This is a genomic window from Jeongeupia wiesaeckerbachi (genome assembly GCF_050916355.1).
GTDB lineage: Bacteria > Pseudomonadota > Gammaproteobacteria > Burkholderiales > Chitinibacteraceae > Jeongeupia > Jeongeupia wiesaeckerbachi.
This window is the reverse complement of the sequence record NZ_CP136946.1, coordinates 611,742-629,571: the sequence shown is the minus strand read 5'-3', so window position 1 is coordinate 629,571 and position 17,830 is coordinate 611,742. Positions and strand designations below refer to the sequence as shown.

Here is a 17,830-nt window from a genome sequence, read left to right as displayed (position 1 = left end):
GCCGGGTGCCAGGAGAGGCATGATGCAAAGCGGTAAACAGAAACGGGCCGCCCTCATGGCGCGGCGCAAGGCACGACGGGAAGCCGTGACACAGCTTGTACCGGCCGCAGTAGTCCGGCCCAAGGGCGCACGGCAGGTCAATGTGGCGCGGCTGGCGCCGAACAACAGCTACGGCGCACCGGCATTCGTCGAACGCGGCTACTACGAGGATCTGGCCTTCGCCTGCCGCGATTGCGGTGCGAAGCAGATCTGGACAGCAGAACAACAGCAATGGTGGTACGAAACCGCCAAGGGCTATGTGTATTCAACCGCCGTGCGTTGCCTCGGCTGCCGCCAGCAGCGGCGCCGGGCACTGGCGGGAACCATCAAGGACATCAAGCAATGAACAAGTACGACACCCTCGCCGTCCCCAACGGCGCTTCGATCAAGATGTGGACGCAAGGCGTGCCGGTCGAGCAGGAGGCGCGCGAACAGCTGATGAACACGGCGAAGATGCCCTTCATCTACAAGCACCTCGCCGTGATGCCGGACGTGCACCTCGGTAAGGGTTCGACCATCGGCAGCGTGATTCCCACCGTCGGCGCCATCATCCCGGCCGCGGTCGGCGTGGATATCGGCTGCGGGATGATGGCCGCCCGGACCACGCTGACCGCCGCTGACCTGCCCGACAATCTGGCCGGCCTGCGTAGCGCCATTGAAGCCGCCGTGCCGCATGGCCGTACCCCGGGTCGGCGTGACCAGGGTTCCTGGGATACGCCGCCGGCCACCGTGGACACCATGTGGGGCGAGCTGGCCGACGGTTTCAAAGCCATTACCGACAAATACCCCAAGCTGAAGAACACCAACAACTACAAGCATCTGGGAACGCTGGGAACCGGTAACCATTTCATCGAGGTCTGCCTCGACGAGGAACAGCGCGTCTGGTTCATGCTGCACTCGGGTTCACGCGGCGTCGGTAACGCCATCGGCAACCTGTTCATCGAACTCGCCCAAGCCGACATGCGTCAGCACATCGCCGACCTGCCGCACCGCGATCTCGCCTACTTCGTCGAAGGTGCGCAGCACTTCGACGACTATGTCGAGGCCGTGGGTTGGGCGCAGGACTACGCCCGACGTAACCGTGCGGTGATGATGCAGAACGTGATCGCCGCCGCTCGGAAGGTGATCGCCAAACCGTTCGCGGCCGACGTCGAAGCGGTGAACTGCCACCACAACTATGTGCAGAAGGAAATGCATTTCGGCCGCGAAGTACTGGTCACGCGTAAAGGCGCCGTTTCGGCGCAGAAGGGCCAGCTCGGGATCATTCCCGGCTCGATGGGCGCCAAGAGCTTCATCGTCCGTGGTCTCGGTAACGAAGAGGCATTCTGCTCGTGCAGCCACGGCGCCGGCCGGACGATGAGCCGGAACGAGGCCAAGCGGCGGTTCACCGTCGACGACCAGATCCGCGCCACAGCCGGGGTGGAGTGCCGGAAGGATTCGGACGTGATCGACGAAATCCCGATGGCGTACAAGGACATCGACGCGGTGATGACGGCGCAGTCGGAACTGGTGGAAATCGTGCATACGCTGCGTCAGGTGGTGTGCGTGAAAGGATGATCCGGGGAGGGGCAAGGGCCCCGCCCGGAGTGAGACAAGACCGGTCTGGATACCGGCGGAGAACGGAAATGAAGATTCTGAGTGCCCACCCGATCGAGCCGCTGATGCGGGAACGTGTGATGGATGAGTTGACGGCCATCGAAGCGCGTCACGATGTGCGCGTGCTGTTTGCCTGTGAGTCCGGCAGTCGGGGCTGGGGCTTTGCCTCGCCCGACAGCGACTATGACGTGCGCTTTCTCTATGTGCACAAGCTCGACTGGTATCTGCGGGTCGAACCGCAGCGTGATGTGATCGAAGTGCCGATCAGCGACGAACTCGACGTATGCGGCTGGGAGTTGCGCAAGGCACTGCAGTTGATGCGGCGTTCCAACCCGACGCTGTTCGAATGGCTCGATTCGCCGGTGATCTATCGCGAGGATGCTGGCGTTGGCGAGCAACTGCGCACCTTGAAGTCGGCCTTCTTATCCGAACGAAAGGGGCGGTGGCACTACCTGGCGATGGCGAAGAAGAATTTCCGTGGATACCTGCAAGGCGAGACGGTGCGGCTGAAAAAGTATTTGTATGTGCTGCGTCCGCTACTGGCCGCGCAATGGATCGATGCCGGCAACGGCATGCCGCCGATGCGTTTCGCCGATCTTGCCGATGCGATGGTGCTTGAGCCGGCACTGCGCGAGGAGATCAATGCGCTGCTGGCCGTCAAGATGGCCGCCGGTGAGGCGGAGCACGGTGCGCGCTTCCCACTGATCCATGCATTTATCGAGCGGACGCTGGCGGCTGAAAAGCCTCCGAGCGATTTCAAGAAACCGACAGGGGACGCCACTGCACTCGATCGTCTTCTGCTCGATGCCATTGGCCAGGTTGGGGCGTTCTTGCCTAAGCATTCCACTTAGACCTCCGGCCATGTCGGCCGCTTGTCTTGTAAAGAGCAAAAAATGAAAAGTCAGGATTTCAAACAAGCGTGGATCGAATTGGATGGTGCGGAAGGCGAGGGGGGCGGCCAGGTGCTGCGCACCGCGCTGACGCTGTCGATGATCACCGGCTTGCCGTTCCGGATCGAAAGTATCCGCGCCAAACGCAGCAAGCCCGGGCTGCTGCGTCAGCACCTGACCGCCGTGCAGGCTGCCACGGCGATCTCGGGCGCCAAGGTTCAGGGCGCCGGGCTCGGTTCGCAAACCCTGAGCTTCGCGCCGGGGCCGATTCGCGGTGGCGACTACCAGTTCGCCATTGGTAGCGCCGGCAGCTGCACACTGGTGCTGCAGACGGTGCTGCCGGCGTTGTGGTCTGCCGATGTGCCGAGTTCGGTCCTGGTGACCGGTGGCACGCATAACCACGCGGCGCCGCCGGCCGATTTTCTGATCCGGGCGTGGCAGCCGCTGCTGCACCGCATGGGGGTCAAGCAATCGATTGAACTGCTGCGCCACGGCTTTTACCCGGCTGGAGGCGGTCAGGTTTTGGCTAAGGTCGAGCCGTGTGCGGTGTTGCAGCCGATCGACCTGACCACACGCGGGGGCGAGGCGCGCCTGCGTGCCGAAGCCTTGGTCGCAGGCGTGCCGGCCAGCGTCGCCAAGCGCGAGCTGGAGCGGATCAACACCCAGATGGCTGATGTGGATGGGCAGCTTCGCGTATTGCCGAGCTCGGAAGGGCCGGGCAACGTGCTGCTCATTGAGGTTGTGCGAGGCGAGATTACCGAGGTGTTTACTGGTTTTGGTGAAAAGGGTGTTTCAGCCGAATCGGTTGCCGACGACGTCGTACGTCAAGCCAGAAGCTATTTGAAAAGCGACGCGGCAGTCGGCGAACACCTTGCAGATCAGTTGCTCTTGCCGCTGGTCCTCGCCGGCGGAGGCGCTTTCACGACAAGCCATGCTTCATCTCACCTGCACACCAATGTTGCGGTGATCGAAAAGTTCTTGCCGGTGGACATCGAGACTGAGCAACTGACTGCGACGATGGCGCAAGTACGCGTGCGCTCCACTTCCTAGCCCAGAGCTGCGAAGCCGAACGCCACAGGAGCCGGGTCAGTCCACTTAGATCTACCGCGAAACGCGTGCGCACCGCTGGGGAAGGTCAAGCCTGAACTCATCAAAGGCCGGCGATTGACGGCCACGACAGTCGTGACGTCCTTGCGGCAGGTGTTCAGTGGCCCTTGGGGCCCGACCCCCCCGCTAGTTTGGCCCTGTGTGCACGACTGTCAGGCTTGGCGTTTGGATGACTGGCGATGCCGAAAGGCATTCCTGTTCACTTGCCCTCCATGACCTCTTTGAGCTTGGCGGCCGACGAGGGGGCGCCTTGCATTCTTTGCATGGTCCCGCTGGCATCGCGATACAGGATGGTCGGGGTAGCAAACGCGCCAAAGCGCTCCATCAACTTTTGGTTGATGCTCAGCTTGTCCTGGATCGGTTGCGGAATCTTCGAGAGCGGTTTGACGCCGCCGCTGGCGTGCTGAAGTTCATGGCGGTTCAGCGCTGCCGACGGGTTGGCGTCCGCCAGGATGGCGGCGGCCTTGCCCGTGCTGTCGGCCTTGATGATGCCGACCAGGATATGGCGAATCTGTACCTTGCCGGCCTTGACCCAGGGGCGGGCATCATTCCAGAACTTGCTGCAGTACGGGCAGTTCGGATCGGTAAAGGCATAGATCACCCGGGGGGCCTTGCTGTCGCCATCCGCTACCCAGGCGCTGTGCTCCAGTTGCTGCCACAGCGCGGTGCTGAATTGCTTGTCCAGCAGCTGCTGGTTCCAGTTGTCGCCGTTGGCGTCGATCATGGTGCCGACGATCGCCTTGTCGCCACCCGGTGTCAGATAGATGGTTTGCGGCCGGGTCAGCAGCATCGCGGTATAGCCGGTCATGCCATCCGGTGCCTTGAAGCTGCCAAGAATCTCGTAACCCTGCTTCTCCAGTGCCTTGATCGGCGCTGGCCATGATTTGGCCGGTTCGGCGAATGCGTGCAGGCTCAGGGGCAGGGCGAGCAGCGAAGACAACAAGATTCTTTTCGACGTTTGCGTCAGGTTCATGGTGGGTTTCCTTTGGAAAGTGGCGTAGTCCGCAGCATTTGCAACTTGCTGGCGAGCGAGGCGGCGGACAGCTCGCCCAGATGCGTGGCGGCAAGCCGGCCCCGGGCGTCGAAAAAGAGCGTGGTGGGCAGCGCAACCGACTTGTACTCACGTCCGAGCGCGCTGGCCGGGTCGAGCAGCACATTGTCCAGTTGCAGCCCTTCGGCTTGCAGATACTGCTGCACGGCGGCGGCGGCCTCGCCCTGGTTCACAAACACGAAGCGCACGTCGCCTCGCTGCTGTGCGGCGTGCAGCAGCGGCATCTCGCGACGGCAAGGCGGGCACCAGCTGGCCCACAGGTTGACGACCATCGGCCGGCCTTCGGCCAGCGCCGCCAGCGTGGTGGGGGTGCCGGGCAGGGTGCTCAAGGCTTGCGTCGACAGCGCCGGCGCTTCATGGCCGGCCTGCCATGCCTGGCCGGCGCCGAGGCTCAGTGCGCCTGCCAGCAGCGCAAAGGCCAGCGGCCGGCGCAGCGCCGGGTGTTGCCAGCCGCGCCATGCCGCCAGCAGCAGCGCCCCGCCGAGACCGGACCACAGGCTAAAGCCGCCATCGCGCAGATCCAGCATGCTCCAGGGCTGTGACCGGTACTGTTCAAACCAGATCACGACAAACCCCAGCCGCGCGGCCACCAAGCCCCACAGCAGCATGTCGTGCAAATGGTTGGCAATGCTGACGCGCTGGCGGCGGCCGGCGAGGAAGCCCGCCGCGTGGGCGACCAGCAAGGCGGCGCCCAGTAGCGCGATATCGGTGGGAACTGCCACGGGGCCCAGATTGAAACTCAGCATCCTTACTCCCGTGCTTGTTTGAGGCGGGCAAGAAATTCGTCGGCGCTCAATTCACCGACCACGCGCAAGTCGCGGCGCTCCTTGCCGTCCGGGCCGATCAGCAACAGCGTGGGGGGGCCGAGCACTTGGTAAGCGGCGAGCAATTGCTGGCTGTCATCGCCGGTGGCGGAAACGTCGGGACGGAGCAGACGCATGCCGTTCAGCGCCTGCTGCACCCGGGCGTCGCCAAAGACCGCGTGCTCGATGTCCTTGCAGGCGACGCACCAGTCTGCGTAGTAATCCACCAGCGTCCACTGCCCCCGGCCGGCTGCGGTGTCGATTTCCTGTTGCAGGGCGGCGGCGCTGCGGACGGTCGTGAAGCCATCCATCATCGACGGGCCCGGCGCCGCGCTGCTTGAGACAAACGCAAGCGGTTGCAATGGGTTGCTTTGTCCGGCCGCGGCGCCGATCAGCATCGCCACGGCCCACAGCGCCAGCAGCATTGCGGTGCCGCGCAGCGGCCATTTCCCGGTTGTCCAGCTTTCCCCCATGGCCAGCACGCCGGTGGCGACGGCAAACAGCCATACGCCCCACAGCGCCAGCGTGGCGACCGGCGGCAACATGCGCGCGACAAACCAGATCGCCATCGCCAGCAGCACAAAGCCGAACACCGCCTTGACCCGCGTCATCCATGGGCCGGGGCGCGGCAGCAGTCTGGCGCCCAGGGTGCCGACCAGCAGCAGTGGTACGCCCATGCCCAGCCCCATGGCCAATAGCGCCAGGCTGCCCTTGAGCACGTCGCCGCTGTCGCCGATGTACAGCAAGGCACCAGCCAGCGGCGCGGTCATGCAGGGGCCTACCAATACCGCAGAGAGCACGCCCATCACCGCGGCACCGCCCAGCGTGCCGCCTTGCCGACCTTGGCGGGCGTGATTGAGTCGATCGCGTACGAAGGCGGGCAGTTGCAGCTCGTACGCGCCAAACATGGCCAGTGCGAGCAGGACGAAGAGCGCGGCGAACAGGCCGAGTACCCACGGTGTTTGCAGCATGGCCTGCAGATTCGCGCCCATCATCGCGGCGGCGGCGCCCATTGCCGCGTAGCTCAGCGCCATCGGCAGCACAAAGGCCAGCGCCAGCACAAAGCCGCGCCGGGCGGTGGCGCCGCTGCCGACGATCAGGCTGCTGAGAATCGGCACCATCGGCAGCACGCAGGGGGTGAAGGTCATCAGCAAGCCCAGGCCGAAGAACACCAGCAACACCCAGACGGTGCCCGCCTGCGCGAGCTGCGCAGAAATGGCCTGATCTTCGCCCTGCGCCGGCGTTGCTGGCGCACTCGCCGCCGTCGCGCCGGACGAGGTGGCGGCAGCGCCCTGCAGCGTCACGGTACGGGTTTGCGGCGGATAACAGAGGCCGGCCTCGGCGCAACCCTGCCAGCCGATGCGCAATTGCCGCGCCTGCCCCGCCTGTACCTGCAGCGTCAGATGGTCGACGTAGACCTCGGATTCGCCGAAGTACTCATCGTGGATGGTCTTGCCAGCCGGCATGACCGGTGCCGGCACGCTGCCCGCCGGTAATCCCTCGATCTTGATGTGCTTGCGATACAGGTAATAACCGTCGCTGATGTCCCAGCTCAGCCTGACCTGACCGTCGCCAAGCTCGACAACGTTGAGCCGGAAAGCCTGCTCCGGCGGGAGAAAGTCGGCCTGCGCGCGAGCGGCTTGGCCCCACAGCATGGCCAACAGGAGCAGGCTCCAGATGAAACGCAACATGGGCATGGCCTTGTAATTTGAATGCTCGGAGAGGGTCGCCAGCCAGGATTAACGCCGCGTTAACTGTGGGATAATCCGCCGCAAGCACACTGGCAACGAGAGGAAGAAAACATGCGAGTGCTGCTGGTCGAAGACAACGAGTTGATCGCGCTCGGCATCATGGCGGGCTTGCGCGCCCACGGCTTCACCGTCGACGGCGTGGGCACGGCCGCGCAGGCGGAGGCCGCCTTGGCGACGCTGGACGCCGACCTGATGGTGCTCGATCTGGGCCTGCCCGACGAAGACGGCATGCGCCTGCTGGCGAGGTTGCGTGCCGGTGGCGTCGCGCTACCCATCCTGGTGCTGACCGCACGCGATGCGATCGAAGACAGGGTGGCCGGCTTGCGTGCCGGCGCCGACGATTATGTGCTCAAGCCCTTCGATCTGGACGAACTGGTGGCGCGCTTGCATGTACTGCAGCGCCGCGTCGCCGGACGCAGCGTCGATCTGATCGAAGATGGCCCGTTGCGCCTGGATCCTGCGCGCGGCGAAGTATGGCTGCACCAGCAGCCGGTGCCGCTGGCCCGGCGCGAACTGGCCTTGCTGGTGGCGCTGATCCAGGCGCGCGACCGCATCCTCAGCGCCGATCAGCTGAAAGACCGGCTCTACGACTACAGCGAGGAAATCGGCAGCAACGCCCTCAATGTCCATATCCATCATCTGCGCCGCAAGCTGGGCCCGGATGTGGTGGAAACGGTGCGCGGGCTCGGCTATCGCTATGGCAGGGCCGGCACATGAGCCTGCGACTGCGGCTGCTGCTGCTGATCGGCGTGTCGCTCAGCGTGCTGTGGGGCGGCGTCGCGGCGTGGACGCTGCGCGATCTGGATCGGCAGCTGCGGCACACGCTGGATCAGCGTCTGGCCATGTCGGCGCAAATGGTCGCCGGGCTGATGGCGCAGCTGCCGCCGCCGAGCCCCGGGGCCATGTCCACGCTGCCAGCCATCAATGCCGGCATCGCCTGCCAGATTGTGTCCGTGCGCGGCGAGATCCTGGCGCAAACCCCCGGCGCGCCCGTCGTGGCGCAGTCCAGACCGCCAATCGGCTACGCCGACCAGCTCATCGATGGCGTGCATTGGCGCAGCTACACGGTGGAATCCGCCGGCCTGCGAGTGACCACCGCCGACCGGCTGACCGAACGCTCGGTGCTGCTGGCCAAGGTGCGCTGGGCCGCCGGCATTCCCTTCATCGTGGCGCTGGCCGGCAGTCTGGTGGCAGTGTGGTTCGGGGTGCGGAGGGGGCTGTTGCCGCTGGAGCGCTTGCGCCAGGCGCTGGCGCGCCGCGCGCCGGACGCGCTGGAGCCGGTGGATGCCCGGCTCTTGCCGGGCGAGCTGCTGCCGTTGACGAACAGTCTCAACCTGCTGCTGTCACGGATGGTGCAAATGCTGGCGCGAGAGCGGCGGCTCACCAGCGATGCGGCGCATGAACTGCGCACGCCGCTGACCGCGATCAAGACCCACTTGCAGGTCGCCCGCATCACCCAAGGGCAGGACGCCGCCACCGCGCTGGATCATGCCGAGGAAGGCGCAGACCGGCTGCAACATACCCTGACCCAGTTGCTGACGCTGGCCAGAGTCGAAGGGCCGTTCGACTGGGACGACGGGCAGCAGGCTCGCGCCGATCAGGTGGTGCGGCTGGCGGTGCGTGACGCCGCGCCCGGGCAGCCGCAACGCTTCGCCATGGGCGAGCTTGCGACCATCGACGTCGCGCTGCCGCAAGCGCTGGCCGTCACCGCCTTACGCAACCTGCTGGACAACGCCTTGCGCTACTCGCCCGCCGATTCAACGGTGAAGGTGGACGCGCGCCTGGATCATGGCGCGGTGCATTTCTGCGTGATCGACCACGGGCCGGGCCTATCCGCCGACGAGCTGCTGCAGGCAACGCAACGCTTCTGGCGTGGCAACACTGCAAATCACGACGGTAGCGGCCTGGGGCTGGCCATTGTGGCGGCGATTGCGCGACGTTTTGGTGGCGAACTGCGCCTGGATGCCCATCCCGGCGGCGGCTTGCAAGCCATGTTGACACTGCCGATCGTTGATCCGGCTCGGTAGCGCGCCGTCCGCCGACCCAGGTCGACCGCATTTGTCGCCGACTTCAGCCTGATGAAAAGGATCAATGGCAGCAGCGCATCGATCCTTTTTCATTGCCGCTGTGCATGCACGGACTCGGTTGTTCGGGGCGGCAGGCGCGCGGGTTCACATGGTTTACTCGACCGTCACCGACTTGGCCAGGTTGCGCGGCTTGTCGACGTCGGTGCCACGTTGCAGCGCCGCGTGGTAGGCAAGCAGTTGCACCGGCACCGCGTGGAGGATGGGGCTGAGCACGCCGATGTGCCGTGGCGTACGGATGACGTGGACGCCGTCCGATTCGCTGAAGTGGCTGTCGAGGTCGGCGAATACGAACAGTTCGCCGCCGCGGGCGCGGACTTCCTGCATATTCGACTTCACTTTCTCGAGCAGGCTGTCGTTCGGCGCGATCACCACCACCGGCATGTTCGCGTCGACCAGCGCCAGCGGGCCGTGCTTGAGTTCGCCGGCCGGGTAGGCCTCGGCGTGGATGTAGCTGATTTCCTTGAGCTTGAGCGCGCCCTCGAGCGCGATCGGGTAGTGCAGACCGCGGCCGAGGAACAGTGCGTGGTCCTTGGCTGCGAACTGATGCGCCCAGGCGGTGATCTGCGGTTCAAGGTTGAGCGCGTGCTGGATCGAGCCCGGCAGATGGCGCAGCGCGTCGAGATAGCCCTGTTCGGCGGCGGCGTCGAGCCGGCCGTTCAGCTTGGCCAGCGTGCCGGCCAGCGCGAACAGCGCGATCAGCTGGGTGGTGAAGGCCTTGGTCGACGCGACGCCGATCTCGGCGCCGGCGCGGGTGTAGAACACCATGTCCGACGCGCGCGGGATGGCGCTTTCGCGCACATTGCAGATCGACAGCGTCTTGTCGTGGCCGAGCGATCTGGCGTATTTCAACGCCTCCATCGTGTCCAGTGTTTCGCCGGACTGGCTGATGGTGACGACCAGATACGCCGGGTTGGCGACGACGGCGCGATAGCGGTATTCGCTGGCGACCTCGACATTGCACGGCAGGCCGGCGATCGCCTCGATCCAGTAGCGCGCAACCGAGGCGGCGTAGAAGCTCGTGCCGCAGGCGATGATCTGCACGCCTTGTACTTGCGGCAGCAGCTCGGCCGCTTTTGGGCCGAACAGCGACGGCACGAAGCCGGCCTCGAGCAGCGGCTCGATCGTGTCGGCGATCGCCTTCGGCTGCTCGTGGATTTCCTTCTGCATGTAGTGGCTGTACGGCCCCAGTTCGAGCGAGGCGAGCGAGACATCGGACAGGTGCACCTCGCGCTCGATTGCGGCGCCGTGGCGGTCGAACAGTTCGATGCCGTCGCGGCGGATGCGCGCGATGTCGCCTTCTTCGAGGAAGATCACCCGGCGCGTCGCCGACAGCACGGCCGAGACGTCCGAGGCGATCAGGTTCTCGCCGTCGCCGAGACCGATCAACAACGGGCAGCCCATGCGGGCGACGACCATTTCGTCGGGCGCGTCGCGGGCGATCACGGCGATCGCGTAGGCGCCGGTCAGTTCTTTCGCGGCCTGCCGCACCGCGCCGAGCAGGTCGTGCGATTCGAGGTAGTAGGCGTGGACGAGATGGGCGATGACTTCGGTGTCGGTCTGCGATTCGAACACGTAGCCGCGCGCCTTGAGTTCGTCGCGTTTCTGCTCGTGATTTTCGATGATGCCGTTGTGGACCACGGCGATCAGGCCGCCCGAAACGTGCGGGTGGGCGTTCGGTTCGGTGACGCCGCCGTGCGTGGCCCAGCGGGTGTGGCCGATGCCGAGCCTGCCGGTCAGCGAGACTTCGCGCGTTGCCGCTTCCAGCTCGGCGACCCGGCCGACGCGGCGTACACGGTGGATCTCTTCGTCGAGGACGGCGATGCCGGCCGAATCGTAGCCGCGGTATTCGAGTCTCGCCAGACCGGCGATCAGGGCGGGGACGATGTTACGTGACGAAATGGCGCCGACAATACCGCACATGGGTTTCTCCTGAATTTTGCGTTTGCACAAAATTTATGCGATTGGCACGACATTGTCTTTACAGAAAAACCCTTGAGCCGGTTGTCGGCCAGTGCGGCAAGCCGACCGGTGGCCGCGACGCGGCAACTAGAGTGGGAGAAGGGTGGGGCCGACTCACCCAGGCGCCCCGACCGCTGTGCTCGGGGCAGGAGCACGCATGGCTACGCAGCTGCTGTCGCTCGGGGTGTTCGGTGTGCGTCTGCTGGATCGCATCCTCACGGCGCCCGCAATCTATCCGCATGAACTGGCCGACGATCTGGTCGACGAGATCAACTACTACCTGCCGTGCACGCATGGTCGCGAACAACGCATGCTGTTTCAGCTGGCCTGCGATTTACCCGAAGCGCTGGACGAGGCCTTCTCCCGTGTCGACGGGCTGGCGGCGCGACAGCGGGCGATCGGTCTGGTCGACGCCCTGCTCAATCAGGCGCGCGACCAGACGCGGGACCGGCAGACCGAACGCTGAGTCCGGCCTGCGGGCCAATCAGTCGCCGAGGTGCGGATCGCGTGCCAGCATCGAGTCGACCGCATGCCGGCGGGCTTTTTCGCGCTGCTTGTGCGCGCGGTCGTCGGCGGCCAGCGCCTTGTACAGCGAGACGCAGAGCCCGACCATGATCAGCGCGAACGGCAGCGCCGAAACGATGGCCAGCGTCTGCAAGGCCTTCAGCCCGCCCGAGAACAGCAGCACGATCGCCATCGCCGCAATCACTACGCCCCAGACCAGCTTGATCCAGGCCGGCGGATCCTGGCGGCCGCGGGTCGACAGCATGCCGAGCACCAGATTGGCCGAGTCGGCCGAGGTGACGAAGAAGCTGACGATCAGTGCCAGCGCCAGCACCGACAGCACGCCGGAGAACGGCAGCGCGCCGAACATGGCGAACAGCGTCTTGGCGTAGTCCTGCTGCTGCACCGCAAGCAGATTGATGCCGTCGAACAGTTGCTGGTGAATCGCCGTACCGCCAAAGACCGAGAACCACAGGAAGCTGACGATGCTCGGCGCCAGCAGCACGCCGACGACGAACTCGCGGATCGTCCGGCCCTTGGAGACGCGGGCAATGAACAGGCCCACGAACGGCGCCCAGGTGATCCACCATGCCCAGTAGAACAGCGTCCAGTCGGCAACCCACGAGCCCTTGCTGAACGGCGTCAGCCGCAGGCTCATGAACGACAGGTTGTTGATATAGCCGCCGAGCGTGGTGGTGAACGATTCGACGATGAACAGCGTCGGCCCGAGGATGAGCACCGCGGCAAGCAGCAGGACGGCGATGGCGATGTTCAGGTTCGACAGCCACTGGATGCCACGGCCGACGCCGGACAGCGACGAGATGATCGCCAGCCCCATGGCCACGACGATGATGATGATGTGCAGCGAGTCGCTGTCGGGCACGCCGAGCGCATGGGTCAGGCCGCCACCGATCTGCAGCGTGCCAAGGCCGAGCGAAGTGACGACGCCGCAGGCGGTGGCAATGACGGCGAGGATGTCGACGAGCTTGCCGAGTCCGCCGTTGACTCGATCGCCGAACAGCGGCCGGAACGCTTCGGACACCAGCACCGGCAGGCCGCGGTTGAAGCTGAAGTAGGCGATGGCCAGGCCCATGACGCTGTAGATCGCCCATGGGTGCAGGCCCCAGTGGAAGAAGGTGTAGCGCAGCGCGGTGCGCGCGGCTTCGGGCGTCAGGCCGTCGCCCACCGGCGGGGTGGCCAGATGCGCCAGCGGCTCGGCGGCACCCCAGAACACGAGGCCGATGCCCATGCCGGCCGAGAACAGCATTGCAAACCAGCTGACGCGGGAAAACTCGGGTTCGGCGTCGTCGCCGCCGAGGCGAATCTGACCGAAACGACCGAAGGCAAGGTAGAGGGCAAAAATCAGGAAACCGAACACGGACAGCAGATAAAACCAGCCGAATCCGCCGATGGTGCCTGACAGCAAGGTCTGGGTCGTGGCACTCATATTGGCCGGGGCGATGACCCCCCAGGCGACAAAACCGAGCGCGATCGCGAGCGAAACAGCAAAGACCATGTAATTCTCCCGTGTGTCGTTCTTTTTAGGCTAACACCGGAGAACCCGTCTTCTCTACTGTGATGTAAGTTGTTACGAGCAACAAAAAGCCCCCGGCATGTCGGGGGCTGGCGGGGTTAGTTGGCGACCAGTTGTCCACCGGCATCGCGAACCCGGTCACCGACGGCGAACGGTGGCTGCTGCGGATAGCTGAAGTTGCGCTGACTGCCGTCGTCGAACGACACGACCACATCGTAGTAAACCGTCTTGCGGACGTGTTTTTCGATTTCGTTGCCGGCGAGCGCACCGCCGAGCGCGCCGACCACGGTGGCAACGGTATTGCCGCGGCCGCTGCCGACCTGGTGGCCGAGTACGCCGCCGACGACGCCGCCGGCAACGGCACCGCCGCCACTGGCCTGACCGGCTTCTTCACGGGCCTGCACGGCGACGACGCGGCCGCAGCTGGCGCAGACCTGCTGCACCGGCGCCGGGCGGGTTTCGGTCTGTTCATGGTGCGGCGCCGGGGTCGGCTTCGGTTTCGGCCGCGGCGTTGGCTTGGGTGTAGGTCGCGGCGTGGGCGCCGGGGTAGCGGCCGGCGTCGGCGTCACGACCGGGGCGAGCACCTCGGGCGCCGACGCAATCGCGGGAGCGCTGGCGACGGCGACAATGGCCGGTTCGCTGGCGATGGGGGCTGGCGCAGCGCCGATCCAGCCCAGCATCTTGGCCGTCACGATGCCGGCCGCGATGATCACGGCGCCCGCGGCGGCAAGAAACATCGGGTGGGTTTTGGGGGCGTTCGACATGCGGACAGTCTCCTGTGGTCTATGCGGCAATCATGCAATAACGCCCAGTCTAGCGTCAGTGATCCCGCCCACAGGCCGGCCCGGCACTTTTCACCCGATGTCAACCGCCGCCGGTTCGGCCACCGGCAGGCTGTGATGCCAACTGCGCAGGCCGAGGATATGTTCGCCCAGCGCCGACAGCGTGGCGCGCGGATAGCGTGTCTGTTCCCAGTGGCGCGGATCGCCGGGAAAGGCGTAGCCGCGTGCCGGCTCGCGCCGGTGCCAGCTCTGGATGCGCCAGTCGCGCAGCTCGGTACTGCCTTCGTCGGCCGGCGTGAATGAAATGTATTGCGCCAGCCTGACCTGGTCGGTCGAGGTGTTCGGGCGGATGCCGTGTGCCAGCAGGCTGTTGAAGATCAACAGGTCGCCGGCCTGCATCGGGATGAAACGCACCGGCCACGGTACCGCGTCGAGGTCGGGGCGCCACGGGTTGCGGTCGGCCGGTGCGGCGGCACGCCAGCGGTCGAAGTGCTCGAACAATTCGGGAATGCACTGGAAGCCGCCGCCTGTCTCGGTCGTGTCCGACAGGGCCAGCACGCCCTGGACGTTGACCGGCCGCGGGTCGAGCGAGGTATCGGCATCCCAGTGGATGAAACCGCCGAAGCTGCGCACGCCGGCATTCGGCGTGTTGAGGTTGGCGCGGTCGATCGTGACCCACAGATCCTCGCGGTCCCAGATGTCGACGAAGGCGTCGTAGACGCGCGGCGTCTGGCGGTTGTCCCACAGCGTCTGGTTCTGGTAGGCCTCGACCATGCCCGAGCCGTTGAGCTCGCGCATCTCGTTCTCGCGCAGTTGCGGCGCGTTCCAGCTGGCCGGGTCGCTCGGGTCGAGCTGCTGGAACTCCCAGAGGAAATCGGCGGTGCGCTGCACGGCCTCGGCCGGGACGGCCTGCTTGACGATGACGTAGCCGTAGCGCTGCCAGTGGACGAAATCGTCATCGGACAGCACGCGTAGCGGCAACTGTTTTCGCAAGGTGTGCAGCTGGCGGTCCTCGGCGCGGTAGGACACGGACGGGTTGCCCGGGCGGGCGTTGCCATAGCCATAACGGTCGTTCATGGTGATCTCCGAAGCGTGGCTGGCGCCGCAATGCGGCTGGCCGTTCGACGATTGTCGTCACGCCCGTCGTGCGGAATGCGCGTTGAATGGCGATTATTAATATGATTCTGACTGATCGATGCGAATGGGATAGTGGGCATGCGTCCGCAATTCGAGCACATCGTTGTACCGGCCGGACAGTCGTGGGCCTTGCTGTGGCGCGAAGTGCCGACGCTGCCGTTCGCCTGGCACTACCACCCGGAATTCGAACTGACGCTGACGGTCAACGCGCGGGGCCAGCGCTTCATTGCCGACCGGATCGACGATTTCGACGATGGCGATCTGGTGCTGCTCGGCCCCGAGCTGCCGCATAGCTGGTCGGCGGTCGAGAAACTCGATCCGGCGCAACCGATGCTCGCCGTGGTCGTCTGGTTCCGCAGCGAGTGGGTTGAGGGGCTGGCGCGGCAGTTTCCCGAGTACGCCGCGGTCGTTGAACTGGCCGCCGCCGCCTGCCGGGGACTGGTGTTTGGCCGCGAGACCGCCGTGGCGGTCCGGCCGCTGCTGATGTCGCTGCACGACAAGACACCGGCGCAAAGGCTGCCGCTGCTACTCGATGTGCTGCTGCAACTGGCGGCCGATACCGGTGTGGAAACCCTGACTGCCATGGCGCCGCCGCCGACCGCGGACCGGCAGCGAGAGCGGCTCGGCCGCGTGCTCGAACACCTGCATGCGCAGTTCGCGAGCCCGATCGAAGTCGAAACCCTGGCGGAAATGGCCGCGATGTCGGTCGGCGCCTTCCACCGCTTTTTCAAGCGGCATACCCAGACGACGGTGACGGCCTATCTGACGCGCCTGCGCATCGGCTATGCCTGCCAGCAACTGATCCAGACCGACAAGGCGATCTGCGTGATCGCCGACGCCGCCGGCTACGCCAATCTGGCGCATTTCAACCGGCAGTTCCGCGCCGCCAAGGGCGAGACGCCGCGGGATTTCCGCCGCCGTTACCGCAGTTCGCGCGCGTCTTCGTCCTGAGCCAGCTCGGCCAGGGTGTCGAACAAGCGCGCCAGCAGCGGCGGAATACTGGCCTTGCCGCGCTGTTCGGCCGCCTCGGCAATCGCCAGCGCCATGCCCGGCTTGGCCTCGCGGCGGATGGCGCGGTGGATCAGCTCGGCGGTGCCGGGAACGGGGCCGCGGGTCCAGTGTGCGGCGCTGCGGTAGACGTCGGCGAAGCCGTTCTCGAACAGATAGTGTTCGATGTCGCGTGACGGCAGCACGGTCAGGTGGCGGTCCTCGTCGCGGCCGTGCAGCAGCGCGCGCGTTTTGTTCGCGTACATCCGGCCGGCGTCGTCGCCATCGGTGACGAGGTGCCAGCGAATGCCGAACGCATCGGCGAACTTGATCAGCGGCGCGAGCCCGGCCTGGGCGAATTCGACGCTGCGGATGCCGAGCGCACCGAGGTTGACGCCGTAGCGGCGCGCCAGCTCGGGCAGCAGCCAGAATTCGGTTTCGCCTTCGACCAGCAGCCAGGTGCGTGCGAACAGGCTGTTCGGCCGGTTGACGCGGACATGAAAACCGACCTTGCGGGCGTCCTGTTTCGATAGCCCGTTGCGCCCCATCTGGTAGACGAAGACCTTGTCGTTGCCGCGTACCAGCCGCCGCAGGCTGTGGTGCGGGAAGCTGGCCAGCAGCTCGCCGCTATTGGTGGTGACGAGCTTTTGCACCGGCAGTTGCTCGACCAGCCCCCACAACTGCACCAGCTGGGTAGGGTGCAGATGGGTTTCGGGGTCTTCGACCAGCAGCAAGGGCATTTCGCTGTCGCGCAGCGCGTCGGTGCCGCGCGCTTCGAGCAGCGAGCCGAGCAGGAACAGCAGCGCCAGCTGCTGGGTGCTGCTGCCGGCGCGGTTGGCGATTTCGAGCAGACTGGCGTGATCGCGGAACGTCACCGGCGCTGAAGCGATGTCTTCGGCCAGCCGTAGCGTGACCGGCTGTGGCAGCTGGTCGGCATGGCGGCACAACAGTTCGCGCATCGCGGCGATGCCTTGTTGCAATACCTTGGGGCCGACCCGGTGCGGTTGCTGCAGCAGGGCTTCGAAGGTGCGCTGGACGATGTCGGCCGGCGCTTCGCCGGTGTCGAGCGGAATCGGCTTGCCGTCGTTGCGTGCTGGCGTCATCCATTGCGCCAGCTGCATTTCGCGCAGTCGCAGTACCGGGTGGCGCATGACGAGTTCGCACGCCAGCGCGTCGGCCTCCGGATGGTGGCGGACCTTGCCGCTCGGGCCGAGCAGTTCGCGCCGTACGCTGATGACGTCGCCACGGCGGAACGCGGCAATGCGCAGGCTGACACGCCAGCACCCCTTGCGGTCGCGCCACGCCAGCGAGGTCAGTCGTGGCGACAGCGGCAGCGGTTTGGGTTCGTCGTCGCCAAAGGTCAGCGTGATCGCCAGTGCCTTTGCAGCGATGCCGTCGGCGTCGTGGTGGAAGTCATCCAGGTCGAAACGCGGTCCGGCAGCGGCACCCGGGCCGAGACAGCGCGCCAGCGCGTCGATCAGGCTGGTCTTGCCCCAGTTGTTTTCGCCGAACAGTACGCTGCGGTCGGCTTCGAGCGACAGCGCGATGCGGCTGATGCCGCGGAAATTGTCGACCTGCAGGTGGATGAGACGCATGCATGGCT

16 protein-coding genes are annotated in these 17,830 nt (G+C 65.7%); 8 read left to right on the top strand and 8 right to left on the bottom strand.

Going from position 1 to position 17,830, the window contains the following annotated elements; genetic code table 11:
• The first annotated feature begins 85 nt into the window (after positions 1 to 85).
• The 4 genes from R0382_RS03120 (at position 86) to rtcA (ending at position 3,575) form a co-directional block, all read left to right on the top strand.
• Positions 86 to 385: a zinc-ribbon domain containing protein gene (locus R0382_RS03120; RefSeq protein ID WP_432722222.1), complete on the top strand. Its 300-nt coding sequence runs from the start codon at positions 86 to 88 to the stop codon at positions 383 to 385.
• Positions 382 to 1,596, top strand: a complete 1,215-nt coding sequence (locus R0382_RS03115; protein WP_432722220.1) for an RtcB family protein — start codon at positions 382 to 384, stop codon at positions 1,594 to 1,596. The genes R0382_RS03120 and R0382_RS03115 overlap by 4 nt, the downstream gene beginning before the upstream one ends.
• A 68-nt stretch (positions 1,597 to 1,664) precedes the next feature.
• A complete protein-coding gene (locus R0382_RS03110) occupies positions 1,665 to 2,486 on the top strand; it encodes a nucleotidyltransferase domain-containing protein (RefSeq protein ID WP_432722219.1) in 822 nt (273 codons plus the stop codon).
• Between the two features lie 42 nt (positions 2,487 to 2,528).
• On the top strand, positions 2,529 to 3,575 hold the full coding sequence (rtcA, locus tag R0382_RS03105; protein ID WP_432722217.1) for an RNA 3'-terminal phosphate cyclase: 1,047 nt from the start codon (positions 2,529 to 2,531) through the stop codon (positions 3,573 to 3,575).
• 256 nt (positions 3,576 to 3,831) lie between these two features.
• Here rtcA and dsbG read toward each other — a convergent pair whose 3' ends face one another.
• Genes dsbG through dsbD form a run of 3 tightly spaced genes read right to left on the bottom strand, consistent with a single transcriptional unit; the run spans position 3,832 to position 7,177 of the window.
• Positions 3,832 to 4,605 carry a thiol:disulfide interchange protein DsbG gene (gene dsbG, locus R0382_RS03100; protein ID WP_432722215.1) on the bottom strand — a complete coding sequence of 258 codons (774 nt, stop codon included), beginning with the start codon at positions 4,603 to 4,605 and terminating at the stop codon, positions 3,832 to 3,834.
• The gene (locus R0382_RS03095) at positions 4,602 to 5,405 is read right to left on the bottom strand and encodes a prolipoprotein diacylglyceryl transferase family protein (protein ID WP_432722213.1); all 804 of its coding nucleotides are present in this window, start codon (positions 5,403 to 5,405) and stop codon (positions 4,602 to 4,604) included. The genes dsbG and R0382_RS03095 overlap by 4 nt, the downstream gene beginning before the upstream one ends.
• A 26-nt stretch (positions 5,406 to 5,431) precedes the next feature.
• Entirely contained in the window at positions 5,432 to 7,177 is a 1,746-nt protein-coding gene (gene dsbD / locus R0382_RS03090) for a protein-disulfide reductase DsbD (RefSeq protein WP_432722211.1), read from the bottom strand.
• 111 nt (positions 7,178 to 7,288) lie between these two features.
• Between dsbD and R0382_RS03085 the strand changes: the two genes are divergently transcribed.
• Positions 7,289 to 7,954, top strand: coding sequence for a response regulator (locus R0382_RS03085; RefSeq protein WP_432722210.1), 666 nt, complete (start codon positions 7,289 to 7,291; stop codon positions 7,952 to 7,954).
• A complete protein-coding gene (locus R0382_RS03080; RefSeq protein WP_432722208.1) occupies positions 7,951 to 9,264 on the top strand; it encodes an ATP-binding protein in 1,314 nt (437 codons plus the stop codon). The genes R0382_RS03085 and R0382_RS03080 overlap by 4 nt, the downstream gene beginning before the upstream one ends.
• 153 nt (positions 9,265 to 9,417) lie before the next feature.
• On the opposite strand, the gene glmS is transcribed toward R0382_RS03080, so the two are convergent.
• A complete protein-coding gene (glmS, locus tag R0382_RS03075) occupies positions 9,418 to 11,244 on the bottom strand; it encodes a glutamine--fructose-6-phosphate transaminase (isomerizing) (protein ID WP_432722207.1) in 1,827 nt (608 codons plus the stop codon).
• 196 nt (positions 11,245 to 11,440) lie between these two features.
• Here glmS and R0382_RS03070 point away from each other — a divergent pair, with 196 nt between their 5' ends.
• Positions 11,441 to 11,749: a hypothetical protein gene (locus tag R0382_RS03070; RefSeq protein ID WP_432722205.1), complete on the top strand. Its 309-nt coding sequence runs from the start codon at positions 11,441 to 11,443 to the stop codon at positions 11,747 to 11,749.
• A gap of 18 nt (positions 11,750 to 11,767) precedes the next feature.
• Here the strand turns inward: R0382_RS03070 and R0382_RS03065 are convergent, their stop codons facing one another.
• From R0382_RS03065 to R0382_RS03055, 3 genes are all read right to left on the bottom strand, one after another.
• Complete coding sequence (locus R0382_RS03065; protein ID WP_432722203.1) at positions 11,768 to 13,303, bottom strand: BCCT family transporter; 1,536 nt, start codon at positions 13,301 to 13,303, stop codon at positions 11,768 to 11,770.
• Between the two features lie 116 nt (positions 13,304 to 13,419).
• Positions 13,420 to 14,085: a glycine zipper 2TM domain-containing protein gene (locus R0382_RS03060; protein WP_432722201.1), complete on the bottom strand. Its 666-nt coding sequence runs from the start codon at positions 14,083 to 14,085 to the stop codon at positions 13,420 to 13,422.
• A gap of 90 nt (positions 14,086 to 14,175) precedes the next feature.
• Positions 14,176 to 15,180 (bottom strand): phytanoyl-CoA dioxygenase family protein, encoded by a 1,005-nt coding sequence (locus R0382_RS03055; protein WP_432722199.1) that lies wholly within the window; start codon positions 15,178 to 15,180, stop codon positions 14,176 to 14,178.
• Positions 15,181 to 15,318: 138 nt separating this feature from the next.
• Between R0382_RS03055 and R0382_RS03050 the strand changes: the two genes are divergently transcribed.
• On the top strand, positions 15,319 to 16,191 hold the full coding sequence (locus tag R0382_RS03050; protein WP_432722198.1) for a helix-turn-helix domain-containing protein: 873 nt from the start codon (positions 15,319 to 15,321) through the stop codon (positions 16,189 to 16,191).
• Here the strand turns inward: R0382_RS03050 and R0382_RS03045 are convergent.
• Positions 16,161 to 17,822, bottom strand: a complete 1,662-nt coding sequence (locus R0382_RS03045) for a DUF2813 domain-containing protein (protein ID WP_432722196.1) — start codon at positions 17,820 to 17,822, stop codon at positions 16,161 to 16,163. The genes R0382_RS03050 and R0382_RS03045 overlap by 31 nt on opposite strands.
• Between the last annotated feature and the right edge of the window lie 8 nt (positions 17,823 to 17,830).